14 protein-coding genes are annotated in these 21,078 nt (G+C 51.8%); 6 read left to right on the top strand and 8 right to left on the bottom strand.

What is annotated here, in order from left to right:
* Positions 1–86: 86 nt before the first annotated feature.
* The 3 genes from ACZ45B_RS07345 to ACZ45B_RS07335 form a co-directional block, all read right to left on the bottom strand.
* On the bottom strand, positions 87–1,712 hold the full coding sequence (locus tag ACZ45B_RS07345; RefSeq protein ID WP_024545533.1) for an ABC1 kinase family protein: 1,626 nt from the start codon (positions 1,710–1,712) through the stop codon (positions 87–89).
* A 77-nt stretch (positions 1,713–1,789) separates the two neighbouring features.
* Positions 1,790–2,704, bottom strand: coding sequence for a M23 family metallopeptidase (locus ACZ45B_RS07340; RefSeq protein ID WP_024545534.1), 915 nt, complete (start codon positions 2,702–2,704; stop codon positions 1,790–1,792).
* Positions 2,705–2,766: 62 nt separating this feature from the next.
* On the bottom strand, positions 2,767–2,976 hold the full coding sequence (locus ACZ45B_RS07335) for an Hfq-related RNA-binding protein (protein WP_024545535.1): 210 nt from the start codon (positions 2,974–2,976) through the stop codon (positions 2,767–2,769).
* 42 nt (positions 2,977–3,018) lie between these two features.
* Between ACZ45B_RS07335 and dapF the strand changes: the two genes are divergently transcribed.
* Positions 3,019–3,864, top strand: a complete 846-nt coding sequence (dapF, locus tag ACZ45B_RS07330; protein ID WP_024545536.1) for a diaminopimelate epimerase — start codon at positions 3,019–3,021, stop codon at positions 3,862–3,864.
* Here the strand turns inward: dapF and ACZ45B_RS07325 are convergent.
* Positions 3,836–5,113: a GAF domain-containing sensor histidine kinase gene (locus tag ACZ45B_RS07325; RefSeq protein WP_024545537.1), complete on the bottom strand. Its 1,278-nt coding sequence runs from the start codon at positions 5,111–5,113 to the stop codon at positions 3,836–3,838. The genes dapF and ACZ45B_RS07325 overlap by 29 nt on opposite strands.
* Before the next feature lie 116 nt (positions 5,114–5,229).
* Positions 5,230–5,982 (bottom strand): YebC/PmpR family DNA-binding transcriptional regulator, encoded by a 753-nt coding sequence (locus ACZ45B_RS07320; protein ID WP_024545538.1) that lies wholly within the window; start codon positions 5,980–5,982, stop codon positions 5,230–5,232.
* A gap of 199 nt (positions 5,983–6,181) precedes the next feature.
* Between ACZ45B_RS07320 and ACZ45B_RS07315 the strand changes: the two genes are divergently transcribed.
* Entirely contained in the window at positions 6,182–9,307 is a 3,126-nt protein-coding gene (locus tag ACZ45B_RS07315; protein ID WP_024545539.1) for a hybrid sensor histidine kinase/response regulator, read from the top strand.
* Positions 9,308–9,359: 52 nt separating this feature from the next.
* A complete protein-coding gene (locus ACZ45B_RS07310) occupies positions 9,360–10,955 on the top strand; it encodes a SpoIID/LytB domain-containing protein (protein WP_024545540.1) in 1,596 nt (531 codons plus the stop codon).
* Here ACZ45B_RS07310 and ACZ45B_RS07305 read toward each other — a convergent pair.
* On the bottom strand, positions 10,952–11,248 hold the full coding sequence (locus ACZ45B_RS07305) for a hypothetical protein (protein WP_024545541.1): 297 nt from the start codon (positions 11,246–11,248) through the stop codon (positions 10,952–10,954). The genes ACZ45B_RS07310 and ACZ45B_RS07305 overlap by 4 nt on opposite strands.
* A 189-nt stretch (positions 11,249–11,437) precedes the next feature.
* Between ACZ45B_RS07305 and ACZ45B_RS07300 the strand changes: the two genes are divergently transcribed.
* The 3 genes from ACZ45B_RS07300 to ACZ45B_RS07290 all read left to right on the top strand — a co-directional run bounded on the left by ACZ45B_RS07300 (position 11,438) and on the right by ACZ45B_RS07290 (position 18,434).
* Positions 11,438–14,197 carry a bifunctional acetate--CoA ligase family protein/GNAT family N-acetyltransferase gene (locus ACZ45B_RS07300; protein WP_024545542.1) on the top strand — a complete coding sequence of 920 codons (2,760 nt, stop codon included), beginning with the start codon at positions 11,438–11,440 and terminating at the stop codon, positions 14,195–14,197.
* Between the two features lie 130 nt (positions 14,198–14,327).
* Positions 14,328–17,870: a methionine synthase gene (gene metH / locus ACZ45B_RS07295; RefSeq protein WP_024545543.1), complete on the top strand. Its 3,543-nt coding sequence runs from the start codon at positions 14,328–14,330 to the stop codon at positions 17,868–17,870.
* Positions 17,871–17,891: 21 nt separating this feature from the next.
* Entirely contained in the window at positions 17,892–18,434 is a 543-nt protein-coding gene (locus tag ACZ45B_RS07290; protein ID WP_024545544.1) for a Uma2 family endonuclease, read from the top strand.
* Here the strand turns inward: ACZ45B_RS07290 and ACZ45B_RS07285 are convergent.
* Together ACZ45B_RS07285 and ACZ45B_RS07280 are read right to left on the bottom strand one after the other, a co-directional pair.
* A complete protein-coding gene (locus tag ACZ45B_RS07285) occupies positions 18,431–20,158 on the bottom strand; it encodes a succinate dehydrogenase/fumarate reductase flavoprotein subunit (protein WP_024545545.1) in 1,728 nt (575 codons plus the stop codon). The two genes, ACZ45B_RS07290 and ACZ45B_RS07285, sit on opposite strands and share 4 nt — an antisense overlap.
* Before the next feature lie 82 nt (positions 20,159–20,240).
* The gene (locus tag ACZ45B_RS07280; RefSeq protein WP_024545546.1) at positions 20,241–21,008 is read right to left on the bottom strand and encodes a hypothetical protein; all 768 of its coding nucleotides are present in this window, start codon (positions 21,006–21,008) and stop codon (positions 20,241–20,243) included.
* Positions 21,009–21,078 lie beyond the last annotated feature (70 nt).

Raw genomic sequence — 21,078 nt, 5'->3', positions numbered from 1 at the left:
GATTTATGCCAAGGGTCACGGCCATTTTCTATAGTATCCTTTGGTTGTTCGGACTGGGGAATTTTTCTTGATTTCATTCCCCGGGGCTATTTCAAGCGTCCAGACCGCAGAATACTGATAATCAACCACAATCCTAGAAGACTGGCGGCGCCGAATAAAATCTCATTCACAATCATTAACTGGCGATTGGGGGAAACCGTGATAATCGCTGCCCCCATAATCAGAGAACCCACAACGATGCTAAAAGAAAGGCGATTGGCAGAATCGTCAATACTGCGGCGCAGGCCATCGAGTTCTCGTAGGTTCAGGTTCCATTGCAAAGTTTCGGAACTGAGGCGATCAAGAATCACATCAATTTGTCTCGGCGATCGCAAAGAGATAGCTTTGAGATCTAAGACCGTACGAAACATCGTTTGAAACGGGGTATCACCAATGAGTTGTCGTCGAAAAATATCCGTAATTAGTGGTTTAATTTCATCGAGTAAGTTGACCTCTGGGTTGAAATTACGGGCTACCCCTTCCAGATTTGCCAAACTTTTTGCATAGAGGCCCAAATTACCGGGTAGCTTTACCCTACTGCTGCGGGCCACCTGCAAAATTTCGTAAAATACCTCACTAAAATTGAGTTGCGTCAGGCTGCGGTCATAATATTTTCGCAACAGGCGATCATAGTCCGCTTCTAAACGGGCGATGTTTGTATCCCCCGACCCCTCAGATAGCTCTAGGGTCAACTGAGCACAACTCTGGGCATCCATGTCAACGATCGCCAAGAGCATTTCTGTCAAAAGCTTTTGGGTTCGCGGATCTAAGCGACCAATCATCCCAAAGTCAATCAATGCCACAGCATGATTATCCAGATAGAAAATATTGCCAGGGTGGGGATCGGCATGGAAAAAACCATCTACAAAGATCTGCTGAAAAAAGGCCCGAAACAAAATGGTCGTGATCGCCTGGCGCTGATTTTCGGGTACATCGGCTTCTAGGAGCGGTTTGCCATCGAGCCACTCCATCACAAGAAGCTTTTCAGTGGTGAATTCCCAATAAATTTCGGGAATGGTCAATTTTTCTGGGTCAAACCAACGACTCTTTGCCAGGTTGCGCCGCAGTTGATCGGTGTAGGCCGCTTCGGTACGGAAGTCGAGTTCTGCCTGAACCGCCTTGGTAAATTCCTTCGCCAGGGCAATCACATCATAGTCCTGGCCAAAATCAGTGAGGGCTGCTAGTTCGGCGATTCCTTTGATTAGGGTGATATCCTGGGCGACGATTTGGTCGATGCCGGGTCGTTGTACTTTGAGGGCGACTGCTTGCCCTGTCCGCAATACTGCTTTGTGAATTTGGGCGATCGACCCGGCGGCGATCGGGTTGGGGTTAATTTCCTGGAAAACTTCCTCTAGGGGCTTGGGGAGCTGTTGCCGGATGGTCTGCTCGATTTCAAACCAGGGTACAGTCGGCACCTTTGCCTGGAGCGCAGTGAGGGCTTCAATGTACTTGGGCGGGAGCAAATCTGGCCTAGTGCTAAGGAGCTGGCCAAGCTTGACATAAAAAGGACCGAGTTCCACCAGGATATTGCGAAACACCTCCGGAGGCGGAATTTGCGGCTTATCAGCCTTACCGCCAGTCAGGAGGCTTTTCATGAAGTCCCAGCCATTGCTGAAAACAATTTCAATGATTTCTCGCTGGCGAGAACTGCTCTGGGTCAGGGAAAAAACCATGGAACGCCCGCTTGAGAGTGACACTTGGTCTCCACTATAGGTTAGTTTTTTTGCGGATTGCCACAAAGGGAGGGGGCTTATTGCACTGTTTGATTGAGCCAAGGAGTGGGGTCTACGGAAATGTTGTTCACATAGAGACCCCAATGGAGGTGGGGCCCCGTGGAAGCGCCAGTGGAACCAATCGTGCCGATGTTTTGGCCCGCCTGGACAAAATCCCCCTCTTTAAGACCGCTAGGGATGGTATGGAGGTGCAGAAAAATGCTCACAACCCCTTGGCCATGGTCAATACCAACGGTGTTGCCATGGATCCGGAAGCCATTGCGCTCATAGTCAATTAGAGCCACAGTGCCCGCCGCGGGAGCAACGACAGGAGAGCCTGTACCAGCGGCGTAGTCAAGGCCCCGGTGGTAATAGTCCTGGGCAAAAACGCCATTGTAGTAGCGGCGCACCCCAAAGGCGGTGGAAGTACGGCCATTGCTAGGGCGACGAAAAGGGCCACTCCAGTGTTTTGTGGGGGTAACGAGATTTTTAAGGGCGGCAACGCGGTCTAATTCGTATTGGGTGGCACTACCGCTACCACTGCCGGAAAGGGTGATGCGTTGGGTGGGAAAACGACGGTCTTGAATCCAGACGGCGAGGTTGCGGGTTTCGGTGCCATCGCTCACCTGGAGGAGAGTCCGACCATGGGCTTCGAGGGGGGTGGTGGGAATCAAAGCCCGATAGCGATCGCCCGCCGGATCGAGGGGGAAAACAGGAAAGGTTTCTGCTTCGGTGGCGCCGCTTCTGGTGAAACGCACGGTTAAATTATCCGCTTGGGTAGGATCTAGGTTACCGGGGGGATCGATAATCACCGCTATACTTTCACCAAGCCGGGGGCTACTGGGATTAACATTTACCTGGAGTTGGGGCTCACCGCTGGCGGGCCGGGGCAGACCGATGAGGAGAGATAGACCAGCGAGGAAGGGTAAAACACGGGGGCAAGAGACAGTCATAGCAATTTTTGGGGGTTTCAAAGAATCCACGGACGACGGATTGGCCCATAAAGTTTACGGCCCTAGGCTTTAATGTAGGCGATCGCCTGGCGGGAAACCATAAACTGTTGGGCAGAACTGCGGTCTACAACGCAGAGACAAAAGGGGTCTTGCCAGAGGATGCGGCCAATCAGCACATCGCTGGTGGTGAGTTTGATTTCCACTTCCCCTTTTGCTTTGACGAGGCTCTGGATACGCCGCACGCTTGGGTAGCCCGTATTAAATTCTGTCATAATGGCGAGTTATCTTTTACTGAATTAGCTTAACCGACAAGTATGGTGCTGGAATTTACGAAATATCAAGGCCTGGGTAACGATTTTATTTTGCTCGATAATCGCCAGCAAGATACCCCCCTCGTCACCCCCGAACAGGCCATTCAGTTGTGCGATCGCCATTTCGGGATTGGGGCTGACGGTGTGATCTTTGCTCTCCCCGGCCAAGATGGGACAGATTACACCATGCGCATTTACAACTCCGACGGCTCCGAACCGGAGATGTGTGGCAATGGCATTCGTTGCATGGCCCGCTTCCTCGACCAACTTGAAGGGGGCAACGCGCCGGGGAAAACCTACAATATCCATACCCTCGCTGGGATGATTCGCCCCCAACTAGAAGCCAATCAGCAGGTGCGGGTGGATATGGGAGAACCAATTCTTAGTGCTGCTGAAATTCCCACCACTTTGGCCGACGCCAATGGTCAAGCGATTAACCAGTCCCTAGAGGTAGTCGGTAAAACCTGGACTGTCACCTGTGTGAGTATGGGGAACCCCCACTGCATTACCTTTGTGGATGATGTGGCCGCGATCGCCTTAGAAACCATTGGCAAAGACTTTGAGCACCATCCTGCCTTTCCCCAGCGGATCAACACCGAGTTTATCGAAGTGGTGCGTCCCGACTACATCAAAATGCGGGTCTGGGAACGAGGGGCAGGTATTACTCTGGCCTGTGGTACCGGCGCCTGTGCTTCGGTGGTGGCTGGGGTGTTGACAGGCCATTGCGATCGCCTCTGCACCGTCGAACTGCCGGGGGGCTGTCTTCAGATTGAATGGTCAGCCGCCGACAACCATATTTATATGACTGGGCCAGCGGCGGTTAGTTTCCAGGGCACGGTGTCCCTTTAGGCAGGTGCGCTGACGGGTCGGGGGCGATCGCCAGCCGAAAAGAAAAGCTCGACCCCTCCAGCCAACGGCTCTCGATGTCGAGGGCCGTTCCCATCTGGTTTAGATAGGTTTGACAGAGCAACAAGCCCAAGCCAGTTCCCAGCTCATTGTCCGTTCCTGGGGCAGAGGCTTGGTAGGTGTAGCTACGGAGTTTTTTGAGGGTTTCTGGTTTCATGCCGAGCCCCGTGTCTTGAACGCCTAATTCCACATATTGGCCTTCTTGGTAGGCAAATAAAGTCACCTGATCACCCTGCCGGGAATATTTCATCGCATTGCCCAAGAGATTACGGAGGACCACCCCCACCAACTCCAAATTTCCCAGTGCTTGCAGACCAGGGGTGAGGTCAACCCGTAAGTTGATTTTTTTTCTTTGGGCGCAATCTTGACACCAAGGAAGGACAGAGCGGGCGATCGCCTCCACATTGAGCGGTTCTAAAGAAACCCCTTGGTTGTGTAACTGCTGTTGGGCCCAGCGTAATACTTGCACAACTTTAGTTTCTGTCTGGTCGAACTTCTGGCAAATCTCTGGGATAAAACCTTCCAGTTCCCCTGGTTCTAGATTTTGGGTCGCAAAAAGTTCTAGCACCGACCGAAAGCTGATCAAGGGGCTCCGCAAATCATGGGACAGAACCGCCAGCAATTGGTCCTTGAGAGCATTGGCTTGGTTGCTAGATTGCACCTGGGCAGATAGGAGCTTAATTCTTTTCTCTTGCTGCCTAATGTGATGGCGCAGTTGAATGTAATGCTCGACCTGTTGTCCCAGTAGGTGCAATGAATGCCGCTCTGGCATGGTGAGCATACGAGGTTGATCGTCAATTAGGCAGAGGGTCCCTAGTTTATAGCCATCCGGGGAGCGAATCGGTTGCCCCGCATAGAAGCGCACATGGGGCTCTCCCGTCACAAAGGGATTATCAAAAAAACGTTCATCAAGGCGAGCATCGGGGACCTCAAAAATATCTTCCCCATGGAGTGCATGGCCACAGAACGAGAGATCTCGAGATGTTTCATCCCCGTTCAGGCCCACCTTTGCTTTAAACCACTGACGACAATCATCGACTAAAGAAATCAAGGTGATTTTTACCCCAAATAATTGGGCGGCCAGGGTGACGATACTATCAAACTCTGCTTCCGGTGCACTGTCTAGCAGATCCTGCTGAAAAAGAGATTTGAGGCGCTCAGCTTCGTGGGGGAGCGGTTCGGGGATGCGCATCAGTCAAAATTTCCCTGTGATAACAAAAAATTGGGGCATCCTCTCCCGAAACTCAGCCTTGGTCGGGACGAGTGGGAACTCCTTTGAGATCACCATTGCTCCTGACCTATTCTAGCTCAGACTCTTGTGAGGGCTGGGGCGATCGCCAAATTACTCGTCACCCCTTGGACATCGTCTAGGGTTTCGAGGCTGTCGATCAATTTCAAAACAGCTTGGATTTGACTGTCTTCTTCTAGGGTCATCGCCGTTTCCGGCAGCCAACGCAATTCTGCATCTTCAACGACAAAACCTGCCTCCTGGAGGGTTTGGTTGAGATGTTCGAGGTTTTCGACGGTGGTCAACACTTCAACCCCATCATCATCTTCCCGGACGCGATAACTCTCTGCCTCCCCTACCAAAGAAGCTTCCAAGAGGGTTTCTTCTTCAATATCTCCGGTGAGGGTCACGATCCCTTTGTGACGAAACATCCAGCTCACACAACCTGTTTCGCCGAGGTTACCACCATTTTTTGTAAAGGCAGACCGCAGATCAGCGGCGGTGCGATTGCGGTTGTCAGTGAGAGCCTCTATCAGAATCGCCACCCCTCCTGGGCCGTAACCTTCGTAGCGGATTTCTTCGTAGTTAGCTTCCCCATCATTGTAAGTACCTGCCCCTTTGGCGATCGCCCGCTCAATATTCTCGTTGGGAATGCCCGCTGCCTTCGCTTTTTCAATGGCCGTACGGAGCTGAAAATTCCCCGCCGGATCTGGGATCCCCTGGCGCGCCGCCACAATAATCGCCCGGGATAGTTGGGTAAAGGTCTTCCCTTTCTTGGCATCAACCCGCGCCTTCTGCCGTTTAATATTTGCCCACTTACTATGTCCAGCCATCGTTTGTGATCAAAAATAATTCATTGATTGATATCAGCGTTAAAACCATAGCAGGCTTCCTAGGGACAGAAAAATTCCCGCCTAATTTCTAAACCTGTCAGTAAAACTTTACCAAGCGCAACCCCGCGAAAAGATTGGGTTATCCTGGGTGTAATTGGCAATTTTTGCACTTTCAGACTCGCGTTAGATGGGGATAGCAGTGAATAGCAACAGTCATGACTCAAACAAACACCAAGATGCAGATTTCGAAGATGAACTTCTGGATCTGTTTGAAGACCTAGAAACCGAAACGTCCTCTCCCCTGACGTCCCTGGGCTCTTTTGCGGGCGAAATCGACCCCAAGGTTTCTTTTGTGAGCTTCGCCAAAAACTTTGAGGAGCTGCTGGCCTTTGAAGAGATGGCCCACCCCCAACCCCATCTGACCAGCCAACCCGGACGGTCTCAGGAGACCAACGACCTCCAAACAGACCTCGAAGCTCTCCTTCAGGACACCGATCCCAACGTCGAAAACGAACCCTTTTTCCCCTTAGAAGATCCTGTTTCCCCTCCCCTGAAGCGACCTGAAGTCAAACCCAAAAAAACACAACAGCCCTTGGCGATCGCCTACTATCTCCCCCCCCAAGAACTTGCCCAATACCTAGAACCAGCCGCCCCCCCCAGTACCATCGACTGGCAAGCCCTGAATCAACTGATTCAAGAAGTTCCTAGTATTGCTCCCCCCGTCCCCAAACGCCCCCAGATCGCCATCTCCAAACAAACAGATTTTGGCGAGCTCGAAGCCCTCCTCCAGGAAGCCGACACGATTGGTGGCCCCCCCCTCACCACCAGCACCACCAATCCCAGCCGTAGCCGCACCCCCAAAGCCAATGCCTTTGAGCAAACCATGCGGATTCCTGTAAAACAACTAGATAACCTCAGCAACCTCATGGGGGAACTCGTTGTTAACCGTAATACCCTCGAACAAAGCCAAGAGAAGCTCCGCCAATTTCTCGATAACCTCACAGGCCAAGTCCAACAGCTCAATGATATTGGTAGTCGGCTCCAAGACCTCTACGAACGCTCCCTCCTCGAACGCTCCCTCCTTGCCAGCCGGGGACAGGGGAATGAATATCATTTTCCCGCCGGATTTACCGATAAAGGGCATGGGCTCGGTGTTAACCCAAGCCAAGCGGTTACCCAAGAATACGACCCCTTAGAAATGGATCAATTCACCGGCTTTCACCTCCTCTCCCAGGAGATGATCGAGCTGATCGTTCGGGTACGAGAGTCCTCCTCTGACATCGAATTTTTAGTCGATGACAACGAACAAATTGCCCGCAACCTCCGCCAGGTCAGTACCCAACTCCAGGAGGGTTTAACAAAATCACGGATGATTCCTTTTTCCCAGGCTGCCGATCGCCTTGTGCGTCCCGTCCGGGAAATCTCCCTCAAGCTCAATAAACGAGCTTCATTAAACATTGAGGGCCGGGAAGTGCTGATCGACAAAATGATCCTTGAACAGCTCTATGATCCCCTAACACACCTGATCAATAACGCCATCACCCATGGTATTGAGTCCCCGGATGTACGTCTGAGCCGCAAAAAACCCCCCGGAGGAACCGTTACCCTCAAGGCTTATTTACAGGGCAACCAAATTGTGATCTCCATTGCCGATGATGGCGCGGGGATCGATGCCGAAGCAATCACCCGCAAAGCCCTCGAAAAAAATCTAATCACTCCCGATCAACTCCGCAACCTCAGTCAACAAGACATCTACGACTTCATCTTCCATGCCGGCTTTACCACCCGAGAACAGGCCGATGACTTCGCTGGCCGAGGTGTGGGAATGGACGTGGTGCGTACCGCCCTCGGCAGTATCCGTGGCACGATCAATATTGAGTCAGAGCTCGGTAAAGGAACCACCTTTACCATTCGACTGCCCTTAACCCTCAATATCTGTCGCGCTCTATTTTGTCTTAACCGCCATTCTCGCATTGCGCTGCCAATGGATGGGGTCGAAGATATGCAGACCTACACCCTAGAGCAAATTGAACAGGAAGGTCGCAAACGCTACGTTCGGTGGCGAGATTCACGGCTCCGAGTCTATCCACTCAATAATCTCCTAACACTCCAACGACAAATTGGCCGTAGCTCTATCTATGGGGGCGCCAGTGATCCCGACCAAATTCCCGTTGTGATTCTCCGGAGTGCCGGGAACTTGCTCGCCGTCGAAGTAGACCAGGTGCTGGGAGAACAGGAAATTGTTATCAAGCAGATTGAAGGTCCGATTCCTAAGCCTGCAGGAATTTCTGGGGCTACGGTGCTCGGGGATGGCACAGTGATGCCTGTGGTAGATGTTTTAGAACTCATTGAATTGGCTGCCCAGGGACGGGTGCGAGCCAAAGTAACCACCTGGCAAGAAAATCCAGCTCTCCATCTGCTGGTGCCGGAAATGGTTCAGACAGAGCCCATTGTCTTAATTGTGGATGACTCGATTACAGTGCGAGAGCTGCTATCAATGAGTTTCACAAAGGCAGGTTACCGGGTAGAGCAGGCTAGGGATGGCCAGGAAGCTTGGGAAAAACTCCGGGGTGGTTTGCCCTGCGAATTGGTGTTCTGCGACATTGAAATGCCCCGGATGGATGGCCTAGAGCTCTTATCTCGGATTCAAAAAGATTCAAGCCTCAAAAAAATTCCGGTGGCAATGCTCACTTCCCGGGGGGCTGATCGTCACCGCCAAATGGCAGCAGAATTGGGAGCCAGCGCTTATTTTACGAAGCCCTACTTAGAAGAAGCTCTCTTAGATGCGGCTCAAAAAATGCGCCAGGGGGCAGTGTTGCTCCCTGATAGTACAAGACAACCCACCCAGGTGGTTTCTGAGCTGTCTGAATTAGACACCCAAGATTTTGAGCCACTAGACGATGCCTCGGTGAAGGTGAGTGCTCCCAGGATTTTGATTGTGGATGATTCGGTGACGGTGCGAGAACTGTTGGCGATTACCTTCCAGAAGGCGGGCTACCATGTGGAGCGAGCCCGGGATGGTCAAGATGCTCTTAATCAGCTGCTCGAAGATCCTAATTTCAACTTGGTGTTCTGTGACATTGAGATGCCACGCCTGGATGGTTTAGCGTTCCTAGAGGCCATCAGTGCTTACCCTGAATTGATCGACATTCCCGTGGCGATGATCACCTCGCGGGGAGCGGGTCGGCACCGCAAAATTGCGGCGGAGCGGGGGGCAAAAGCCTATTTCACGAAGCCCTATGTGGAAGAGCAATTACTGGCGGCGGCGGGGCGGCTAATTGCTGGAGAAACTTTGTTGGATGAAGATGGTAAGGTGGTGACATAAGGAATACGGCGATCGCCATTCTGGATTTGTTCAATAAGTTGGGAAACTCGCCATGGGTCGGCGTGCAAAATTTCGGGGTCAATGGCTTGGGTTTATCTGTTTGGTGGGGCTATGGCTCCTGGGGCCTGGGGCTTGGTCAGCGGCGGCGGTAGAGATTGCCGTGGGGATTGTCCAGCGGTTCGGGGAAGAACAGGATGATACTTTGACCATCTCCAGTGTTTCAGGCGATCGCCTCCAGGTAGAAATTATCAGCGGCGGCACTCCGCAAATCCTTGAGACCGATCAAGTAACCCTAGAAATTGGGGCTCAGCCCCTCGCCCAAGCAGAACTGGTTGAGTACATTGTCCTCAGTGACCAGGGTACTTTTGAGACCGCCGAGGACAGCGCTAGATTTTGGCGAGAACAGGGTGTTGAAGTGGAAATCACCCAGCCGGGCCGCTGGCAAGTGTGGGCCAAGCGAGATGTTTATCAGACGCCCCTCCTTCGTCGCCTGCTACTCCAGCAACTGCGGGAGCAGGGCCATACTACGCCTTACCTCAGTTCCACCGTGCGCACAGAACGGGCGATCGCCTCCTTTGTGGTGGGGGGTTACCGGTATAACCGCACGGAAATGACCCTCCGCTCTGGTAATGGCCGCTTTGAAATCCAAGAAAATGAAGGGCCGAAGAATCGCTTTGCTGGGCAGCTCCGGCTCCAGCCCAATGCCTATGGCACATTTACCCTGGTCAATGATGTCGATATCGAAACCTATCTCCGGGGAGTTGTGCCCCATGAAATCGGCCCCAATGCCCCCAATAATGCCGTCGAAGCCCAGACCATTATTGCCCGCACCTATGCCCTGCGGAACCTGCGCCGCTTCCAGGCGGACAACTATGAACTCTGCGCCACTGTGCACTGCCAAGTTTACAAAGGGCTCCAGGGAACCATTCCCCGCATCGATGAGGCGATCGCCCGCACTGAAGGCTTAGTCTTGACCTATGACAATAAACTGGTCGATGCCCTCTATTCCTCCACCAGTGGCGGCGTTACGGCATTTTTTAGTGACGTGTGGGACGGGGCGGATCGGCCTTATCTCAGGCCCGTTGTGGATGCGCCCAATGCCCCATGGAACATTGTTAGTGCTCCCCTGGACGATGAGCAAGCCTTCCGCAAATTTATCGATCAAACCCAGGGGTTTAATGAAGTGGGCCGTAGTCCTCTGTTTCGCTGGGAACAGGGCGCTACCCTCGCGGAACTAACCACCACTTTGCAAACCTATCTCGAACGAACTCAGCATCCCCTCGCCGGGATCCAATCGGTACAAAAGCTAGAAATTATCGAGCGATCGCCTTCGGGCCGGATTCTCGAACTTCAAGTAACAACTGATCGCGGTATTGTTAGCCTGTTTAAAAATGAAATTCGCAGTGCTCTGGGTCCACCCCGCAGCACCTTCTTTTACCTACGGCCCAACATGAATGGCCAAAATCAACTGACGGGCTATACTTTCGTCGGCGGCGGCTTCGGCCATGGGGTCGGCATGAGTCAGTTTGGCTCCTACAACCTCGCAAATCTGGGCTGGTCAGCGGCACGCATTCTGGCGTTTTATTACCCAGGTACTACCCTTGAAGCCTTAAATGACTCCATTGTCTTTCGCCCAGAAAATCCCTAGAGATAGGTAGACACAGACCGCAACGCTTCAGGAATGGCGATCGCCTCAGGAAATTCTAAGGTGGTTTCCGCTGTGCCCAAATAACCGGAAGTGGTAAAGGCCATCAGCAGACGGGCCAGGGCCACCCACACCACCTGGTCAAATTCCCAATCACCTTGGCGCGGTGCATAGCAGGCAATGGATTTGAGCGCCCAAAAATAGCTGTTGCGCACCACTGAACCGCCTTTTTTATAGGGGGGAACATCGTCTTGGTGGATACAGAGAATATCATCTTGGAGCTGAACAACGCGCATGGAAACTGGGTGAAATGAGCAGGAAAAAATAACTTTTTCACAAGAAATCTCGACTCTAGCACAGGGGAAATTGTGATTCCCAATCTGATCCCCTTGCTCCTTGGTGGCGCTGATGTCTCAACCTTAACCTACGGCTGCTCCCAGAACACTTGATGTAGCATAGCGGCAGAGCAGTATCAGCAAGTTCCCATGAGCAGTAATCCCCTGACGATCACCATTGATCCGGCCTACGATATCCTTCGATCAGAAAAGCAGCCCCTCAGCTATTTTTTCAATCCCAAGTCTGTGGCGGTGATCGGCGCTACCGATAAAGTCGGGAGTGTGGGCCGTACTTTGCTCTGGAATTTAATCAGTAATCCCTTCGGGGGTACGGTGTATCCCGTTAATCCGAAGCGTAACAGTGTTCTCGGCATTAAAGCCTACCCAAACCTTGCTGCTATCCCCGAGCTGGTTGAACTCGCGATTATTGCCATTCCTGCGCCCTTGGTGCCTACCATCATTCGCGAATGCGTCGAAATCGGCGTTAAAGCTGCGATCATTATTTCCGCCGGGTTTAAAGAAATTGGTGAGGCAGGGAAAGCTTTAGAACAGGAAATCATGGCGATCGCCGCCGGAAAAATGCGGCTCATTGGGCCAAACTGTTTGGGGTTAATGAATCCCTATAGCGGCCTCAATGCAACTTTTGCCCACGCCATGGCCAAACCCGGCCATGTGGGATTTATCAGCCAGAGTGGTGCTTTTTGTACGGCGGTACTGGATTGGAGCTTTCCGGAAAATGTCGGGTTTAGTGCCTTTATTTCCCTCGGGTCGATGCTGGATGTGAACTGGGGCGATTTGATCACCTATCTCGGCGATGACCCCAATACCAAAAGCATTGTGATTTATATGGAATCGGTGGGGGAGGCCCGTTCTTTTCTTTCGGCAGCGCGGGAGGTGGCGATCGCCAAACCGATCATCGTGATCAAAGCAGGCCGAACAGAAGCCGCTGCAAAGGCGTCTGCGTCCCACACGGGTTCCCTCGCAGGGAGTGATGCGGTACTTGATGCGGCTTTCCGGCGATGCGGGGTGCTCCGGGTCGATCGCATTTCAGAGCTGTTTAACCTAGCCGAAATTCTTGCCAAACAACCCCGCCTGCCCAAAAAACCCAAACTGACGATCATCACCAATGCCGGGGGCCCCGGGGTGCTGGCCACCGATGCGCTGATTCAGCGGGGGGGCGAACTGTCAGCATTGGCCCCGGAAACGATCGCCGCCCTCGATGAATTTTTACCGACCCACTGGAGCCGCAGTAATCCCATTGATATTCTGGGGGATGCCGAACCGGAGCGCTATGCCCAAGCCCTCGACGTGGCGATCGCCGACCCCAACAGTGCCGGTTTTTTAGTGATTCTCACCCCCCAGGCAATGACCGACCCCACTGCAACGGCGATCGCCCTGCAAAAATGCGTCGAAAAGACCAATAAACCTGTACTAGCTAGTTGGATGGGGGGCAACGAAGTCACCGAGGGGGAACTATTTCTCAACCGGGCCCAGGTGCCCACCTATCGCTATCCCGATTCCGCTGCCTATTTGTTCCAACTGCTCTGGCGCTACAAATATACCCTCGAAGGCATCTACGAAACGCCCACCCTCGCCCCCGACACCGATGGTCTAATCGATCGCCACAACGTGAAAGTCATTCTCGACTCGATCCGCGCCGAAGGGAGAACCCTACTCACGGAATCGGAGTCAAAAAAAATCCTGGCCGCCTACGGCATTCCCATTGTGCCTACAGGGAATGCCCACAGCCCGGAGATGGCGATCGCCCTCGCGGCAGAGTTGGGTTATCCGGTGGTCTTAAAACTCCTTTCAACCACCATCACCCACAAAACCGATGTGGGGGGCGTTGAACTCAATCTCAATGATGCCGACAGTGTGCGGGGCGCTTTTGAACGGATTTGCCAGAGCGTCACCGAAAAGGCCGGCGCCGAACATTTCCAGGGGGTGACGGTGCAACCCATGCTCAACCTCAAGGATGGCTATGAACTGATCCTCGGCAGCAGCATCGATGCGCAATTTGGCCCGGTGATGGTGTTTGGGACAGGGGGCCAATTGGTGGAAGTGTTTCAAGACCGGGCGATCGCCTTACCTCCCTTGAACAGTACCCTGGCGCGGCGGGCCATGGAACAGACGAAAATTTACCAAGCCCTCAAGGGGGTGCGGGGCCGTAAGGCAGTGAGTTTAGACGAACTAGAGCAAATCTTGGTGCGTTTTAGTCGTCTTGTGGTGGAGCAGCCCTGGATCAAAGAAATAGATATTAACCCCCTCTTTGCCTCAGGCGATCGCCTCATCGCCCTCGATGGTCGCATTGTGCTGCACCCTTTGGATTTAGCTGAAAAAGATTTACCCAAGCCCGCAATCCGCCCCTATCCCTTGCAATACGAAAAAGCCTGGACCAGTGCCGATGGCCGGGAGTTGATGATCCGCCCAATCCGCCCGGAAGATGAACCGATGCTGGTGCAGTTTCACAAAACCCTGTCCGAACAGAGCGTCTATTTTCGCTATTTTCACCTGGTGACCCTGCAAAGTCGCGTCGCCCATGAACGGCTGACCCGGCTTTGTTTCATTGACTATGACCGGGAAATGGCCCTGGTTGCTGAATATACCGACCCCAATACCCAAACCAAGGCAGTGTATGCGGTGGCCCGTTTAAGCCAACTGCACGGCACGACAGAGGGGGAGTTTGCGATGATTGTCAGTGACCCGCTCCAGCGCCAGGGTCTGGGTACAGAAATCCTACGACGCCTAGTGGCGATCGCCCGCAATGAAGGTTTAACGGCGGTCCATGCCGATATTCTCGCCGAAAACAAAGGCATGCAACGGGTGGCCGAAAAGGCGGGCTTTACCCTGAAGCGGCAAAATTTTGAAGTGGTTAAAGCGACCATTGACCTAACGGTTCCATCGCCTTAGTCAATTTTTGAAAATTTCTCCTGAGGGCCTCTCCCTGTCTAGGCTTTTGGGCAAACCCAAGCGGGGGAATCAGGTTAGAATATAGGACGCAATTCCTTGATTTTGTTCTACACCGCCACAACATCTCTCCATGAAAAGTGCCTTCCTCGATCGCCTCCACAGTCCCGAACGTCCCGTCCTTGTATTTGATGGGGCGATGGGAACTAACTTGCAGGTGCAAAATCTGACCGCTGCAGACTTTGGCGGGGCCGAGTATGAGGGCTGTAATGAATACTTGGTAAAAACGAAGCCGGAAGCGGTGGCCACTGTCCACCGAGCTTTCCTCGAAGCCGGAGCCGATGTGATCGAAACCGATACCTTTGGCGGTACTTCCATTGTGCTGGCGGAATATGACCTGGGCGATCGCGCCTATGAACTGAACAAAGCAGCGGCGGAATTGGCGAAAAGTGTCACTGCCGAATTTTCCACCCCCGAAAAACCCCGTTTCGTCGCCGGCTCCATTGGCCCTGGGACAAAACTCCCCAGTCTGGGCCACATTGACTACGACAGTTTAGAGGATGCTTTCGCAGAGCAGGCGGAGGGGCTCTATGACGGCGGTGTGGATCTGATGCTTGTGGAAACCTGCCAGGATGTTTTGCAGATTAAAGCGGCCTTGAATGGGGTAGAACGCACATTTCAGAAAAAAGGCGATCGCCTGCCGATCATGGTGTCTGTGACTATGGAAACCATGGGGACAATGCTCGTGGGCACGGAAATTGCCGCCGCCGTGGCGATCCTCGAACCCTACAAGATCGATATTCTGGGCCTCAACTGCGCCACTGGGCCAGACCTGATGAAGGATCACATCAAATATCTCTCGGCCCATTCCCCCTTTGTCGTCTCCTGCATTCCCAACGCCGGACTACCAGAAAACATTGGCGGCCAAGCCCACTACAAATTGACCGCCCTGGAAATGAAGATGGCGTTGATGCATTTCGTCGAAGATCTGGGAGTCCAGGTGATCGGCGGCTGTTGTGGGACGCGGCCCGACCATATCAAGGCCCTTGCCGAACTCGCTGCAGAATTGACACCCAAGGAACGCCAGCCTCAATATGAACCAGCGGCAGCTTCGATCTATAGTCCCCAACCCTACATCCAGGACAATTCTTTCTTGATTGTCGGGGAACGGCTCAACGCCAGTGGCTCAAAAAAATGCCGCACCCTGTTAAATGCTGAAGATTGGGATAGTTTGGTGTCCCTGGCAAAATCCCAGGTGAAAGAAGGGGCCCATGTGCTCGATGTAAACGTCGATTATGTGGGCCGCGATGGGGTGCGGGATATGCACGAACTGGCCTCCCGTTTGGTGAATAATGTCACCTTGCCCTTGATGCTCGACTCCACCGAATGGGAAAAAATGGAAGCGGGCCTCAAGGTGGCCGGGGGCAAATGTATCCTCAACTCCACCAACTATGAAGACGGTGAAGAACGCTTCTATCAAGTGCTCTCCCTCGCGAAAAAATACGGTGCCGGGGTGGTGATCGGTACCATCGATGAAGAAGGGATGGCCCGCACCGCCGCGAAAAAATTTGAAATTGCCAAGCGGGCCTATGATGCGGCGATCGCCTACGGACTGCCTGCCCACGAAATTTTCTTTGATCCTTTGGCCCTACCGATTTCCACCGGGATTGAGGAAGACCGCAACAATGGCCAAGCCACCCTCGATGCCATTGAACGCATCCACAATGAATTGCCCGGTTGTCACATTATCCTCGGGGTTTCGAATATTTCCTTTGGCCTGAACCCCGTCGCCCGGCAAGTCCTCAATTCTGTCTTCCTCCATGATGCGATGCAATTGGGGATGGATTCGGCGATCGTCAGCGCCAGCAAGATTCTGCCCATGGCGAAAATTGACCCGGAGCACATCAAGATCTGTCGGGATCTCATTGGCGATCGCCGCGAGTTTGATGGCGAGGTCTGCACCTACGACCCCCTGACCAAATTAACAGAAATTTTTGCAGGCCAAAAAGCGAAGAAAGCCGAGGCGATCGATAAAAATCTCCCCATCAACGAACGCTTAAAACAGCACATCATTGACGGTGAAAGACTTGGTTTAGAAGAAGCTCTCACCGAGGCTCTCGAAAACCATCCACCCCTCGATATTATCAACATCTTTTTGCTTGATGGCATGAAAGTTGTCGGTGAACTCTTTGGTTCTGGACAGATGCAATTGCCCTTTGTTTTGCAGTCAGCCCAAACTATGAAAGCAGCGGTGGCCTTTCTCGAACCCTATATGGATAAAGAAGAAGGAGACGACAGCGGTAAGGGCACGTTTATCATCGCCACCGTCAAAGGTGATGTCCACGATATCGGTAAAAATCTTGTTGATATCATTCTGTCGAATAACGGTTATAAAGTGATCAACCTGGGGATTAAACAACCCGTTGAAAATATTATCCAAGCCTACGAAGAACATGGCGCTGATTGCATTGCCATGAGTGGCCTCTTGGTGAAATCCACGGCTTTTATGAAAGATAATTTAGAGGCTTTCAACGAAAAAGGAATCACGGTTCCTGTCATTCTCGGTGGGGCAGCCCTCACCCCGAAATTTGTCTACCAAGATTGCCAAAATACCTACAAGGGCCAAGTGGTTTACGGCAAAGATGCCTTTGCCGACCTCCATTTTATGGACAAACTCATGCCTGCTAAGAACCATGGCAAATGGGATAATTTCCAAGGCTTTCTAGGGGAATATGCCGAAGAAAATACCCGCACCTATAGTGGTGATGGGGAGGAAATCATGGCGGAAGAAAGTAAAGCGAAAGAACCGGAAGTGCTTGATACTCGCCGCTCGGAGGCAGTAGATGAAAATATCGCCCGGCCCCGGCCGCCCTTCTGGGGGACAAAAATTCTGCGCGCTGAGGATATTGATTTAGAGGATGTCTTTTGGCATCTGGATCTGCAAGCGCTCTTTGTGGGTCAGTGGCAGTTTCGCAAGACCAAAGACCAGTCGAAGGCAGAGTATGATCAGTTTATCCAAGACACCGTTCACCCTCTGTTAGCGCAATGGAAAGAAAAGGCGATCGCCGAAAAAATTCTTGATCCAACGGTCATCTATGGTTATTTTCCCTGCCAATCGGAAGGAAACACTTTAATCATTTATGATCCCGATGAATATGTAGCGGAACAAACCCTAAGCGAAGTAGCTCGATTTACCTTCCCCCGCCAAAAATCAGGCAAGCGCCTCTGTATTGCGGATTTCTTTGCCTCCACAGACTCCGACGTTTTAGACGTTTTTCCGATGCAAGCAGTAACTGTTGGGGAGATTGCGACGGAATACGCCCAAAAGCTCTTTGCAGCCAATGAATACACCGATTATCTCTATTACCATGGCATTGCCGTCCAAACCGCCGAAGCCCTAGCGGAATGGTGTCATGCGCGGATTCGGCGTGAGCTAGGCTTTGGGCATTTAGAGCCCGACAACATCAAAGATATGCTCAAACAACGGTATCAGGGTTCCCGCTACAGTTTTGGCTATCCGGCTTGTCCGAATATTTTGGATCAATACACCCAATTAGAACTACTCAAAACAGACCGCATCGGGATGTATATGGATGAAAGTGAGCAAATTTATCCGGAACAATCTACCTCGGCAATTATCACCTACCATCCTGTGTCGAAGTATTTTAATGTCTAGATCCGTAGAGGTTAAGGAACAATGAAAACCCTCACTAAATGGACGGTTGCAGAGTACCATGCCATGGTTGACAAGGGTATTTTGGATCACAAACGGGTGGAATTATTACAAGGGGAATTAGTTGAGATAACTCCCGAAAGTCCCATTCATTGCTACACAATGAGCCATGGCAATGATTATTTTCAAAGCTTAGTTAAAGATAGGGCAGTTATCTATGAGGGGCATCCTATTACCCTCAGTCAATCAGAGCCAGAACCTGATCTTGTCCTGGCAAAGCTACCTAAAGAGCAATACCGCACAAAGCACCCCTTTGCAGCTGATATTTTGCTATTGATTGAAGTGTCTAATTCCACTCTGAATTATGATTTACATGACAAAAAAGATGTCTATGAACAGGAAGGTATTCAAGAATATTGGGTGATTGATATTCCAAATCAGCGGCTCCATGTTTTTAAGGATTTAATCGATGATAAATATCATTCTCTGATTATCCATACGGACGGAACCATTTCGCCCCATGCTTTTCCAGATGTGGAAATAGAAGTTAAAAAGCTTTTTGCTTAGTATCTACGTTCTTTCGGTACAAAACGATCGATCACCACAGGCATATATTCGATTTTTACACCTGATTCACTACAGAAACTCAGGGTATGGGCTAAATACTTTTGGTCATCCCTAGCCGGAAAATCTTCCCGGGAATGGGCGCCGCGACTTTCCTGGCGGTGGTAGGCAGAGGTTAAAATTGCCTCACCAACTTTCAGGATACTCTGTAACTCCAGAGCTTCAATGAGTTCCGTATTCCAATGAATATCCTTATCGTCAAGAAATAGGCAATTGTATTGTTCTTTTAAAGTGGAGATTTTTTTTAAGCCTCCGGCCATTGTTGCTTCAGTTCTAAAAACACCGCAATAGTCGCTCATGGTATCTTGAAACGCTTGTCTAAGGCTATGGATGCGGATATTGCCGCATTGGTTGAGGAGTTGGCCGATTCGGTTTTTTGCGGCATCTAAATAGAACTGTTCATCAATTTCTGGGAAAGACTGGTCAACAATATATTCGGCAATTTTTGCCCCGACCCGTCGCCCAAAAACAACGCATTCTAAAAGGGAGTTACTGCCGAGGCGGTTAGCCCCATGGACGGAGACACAGGCGCATTCCCCCGCCGCAAAAAAGTTTTCAGTTAATTCGGTACTATTTTTTCGGACGCGACCATCGGTATTCACCGGGATGCCTCCCATGGAGTAGTGGGCTGTGGGCCGCACGGGCATCGGTTGGGTGATGGCATCAACCCCCACTAGGCGGTGCGCTTCTTCCCAGCAGAAGGGGACGCGCGCCATGATTTTTTCTTTGCCCATGTGAGTCAGATCGAGATGGACAAAATTCCCCCCGGCACTGCCATCAAGGTTAATCCCCCGGCCAGCGCGAATTTCTAAAGCGATCGCCCGGGAAGTGATATCTCGGGGGGCCAGTTCCATCTGGTTGGGGGCGTATTTTTCCATGAAGCGATCGCCTGCGCTATTTCTCAGATATGCCCCCTCACCCCGCACGGCCTCGGAGATTAAAACACCGACCGGATACAGTCCCGTGGGATGGAACTGCACAAACTCCATATCCTCTAGGGGTAGCCCCACCGCTGCCGTCATCGCCAGCCCATCCCCCGTGGAGGCAAAATCATTAGAGGTGGTATTAAACACGCGGCCATACCCCCCCGTTGCAAAGAGCACCGCCTTCGCCCGTACCACTTCCAAATGGCCCGTTTCAATGTGGTACATGACAATGCCCTTGGCCTGATTGTCCTCAAAGATCAGGTTCATCACGTACCATTCGTCGTAAATTTTGACCCCGTTACGCCCCAGGTTACTCACCAGCTCATGGAGAATGGCGTGACCCGTTTTATCGGCAGCGTAACAGGTGCGTTTGTGGGAATGCCCCCCAAAGGCCCGCTGGGCAATGCGTCCATCCTCAAGGCGAGAAAACAATACCCCCAAATGCTCTAATTCGATAATTACTTCAGGCGCTTCCTTAGTGAGAATTTCGACTGCATCTTGGTCGGCGAGGTAATCAGAACCTTTGACGGTATCGAAGGCATGGGCTTCCCAGCTATCTTCTGGGTCAACATTTTTTAAGCTGGCGGCAATGCCCCCCTGGGCGGCCACGGAATGGGAACGGATCGGATGGGTTTTCGCCACCAGTCCCACATCGAAGTGGAGGTTTTTCTGTTTGATTTCTAGGGCAGCCTGGCAGCCAGCGAGACCACCGCCAACGATAATGACGTCGTGTTGCAGCATATCCACAAAGTTCGGGAGTTGTTCCTTCCATTGTGGGTTAGGGATCAGGGAGAAGGGCGATCGCCTGTCATATTTTTTGATGTTAATCAGTGTGACCTAATTTGCCGTAATGACTACGAGATAAACCGATGGGAAAGGTTATCGGTTGACGGATGGTAAATTCATCACACCATTGACCAAGGGCAGGCAATGGGGGGCGATCGCCATCGGTGAAGGGCTGGAGGCGAATTAAATATTCCAGGAAATCGAATTTTTCTGCATCAACATAGCCATTTTCCAGATATTCCGTCAACCAATCAGGATAGGGTGCACTGGGATGTTCGGTTTGCCATCGGGTTTTTAAGATGGTGGCAGTATCATTGGCATCCCAAGCGTCGGTGACGATAATGCTGCCGATAAAAGCATAGACTTCCACGAGGTAGCGACCGGGGGGGACTCTGACCTTTTGGAAAAATTGAAAATGGGGATTGGGCGGTGCAAAATGCTGGGTTGCTATTTCAAAATCTTCTTCAATGCCGCCCCCCATCAGCACAAATTCACCGCAGGGAATTTCCAACACGCTTTGAATCCGGCCCAACCATGCCTGCTCCTCCTGCGCTGTTAAATCACCCACCACAATTACCGCATTATCTAGACAACAATCAGCCGGAAAACAGAGGGGTAAACAAATGCCATTTTCGAGGAGTTGCACAAAATCTGCGGGATCATCGCTCTGTAATTGGTCGGCGATCGCCTTGAGGGACAGTTGGCCACCCCCCAAGCTGGTCGAAGTGAGCACATACCAATGGCCATCGTTAAAAAATTCTTCGCGGACGGGAATCACGGTGCGATTTTCTGGGGGCCACGTCATCTCTGGAGATCCTTAAAAAATGGAAAATTAAATCTATTGTGGGTTAGGAATCGGGGAGAAAGGCGATCGC

This window comes from Picosynechococcus sp. NKBG15041c (assembly GCF_055380235.1).
The sequence above is the reverse complement of the archived record's forward strand: the minus strand, read 5'-3'. Positions and strand labels throughout refer to the sequence as shown.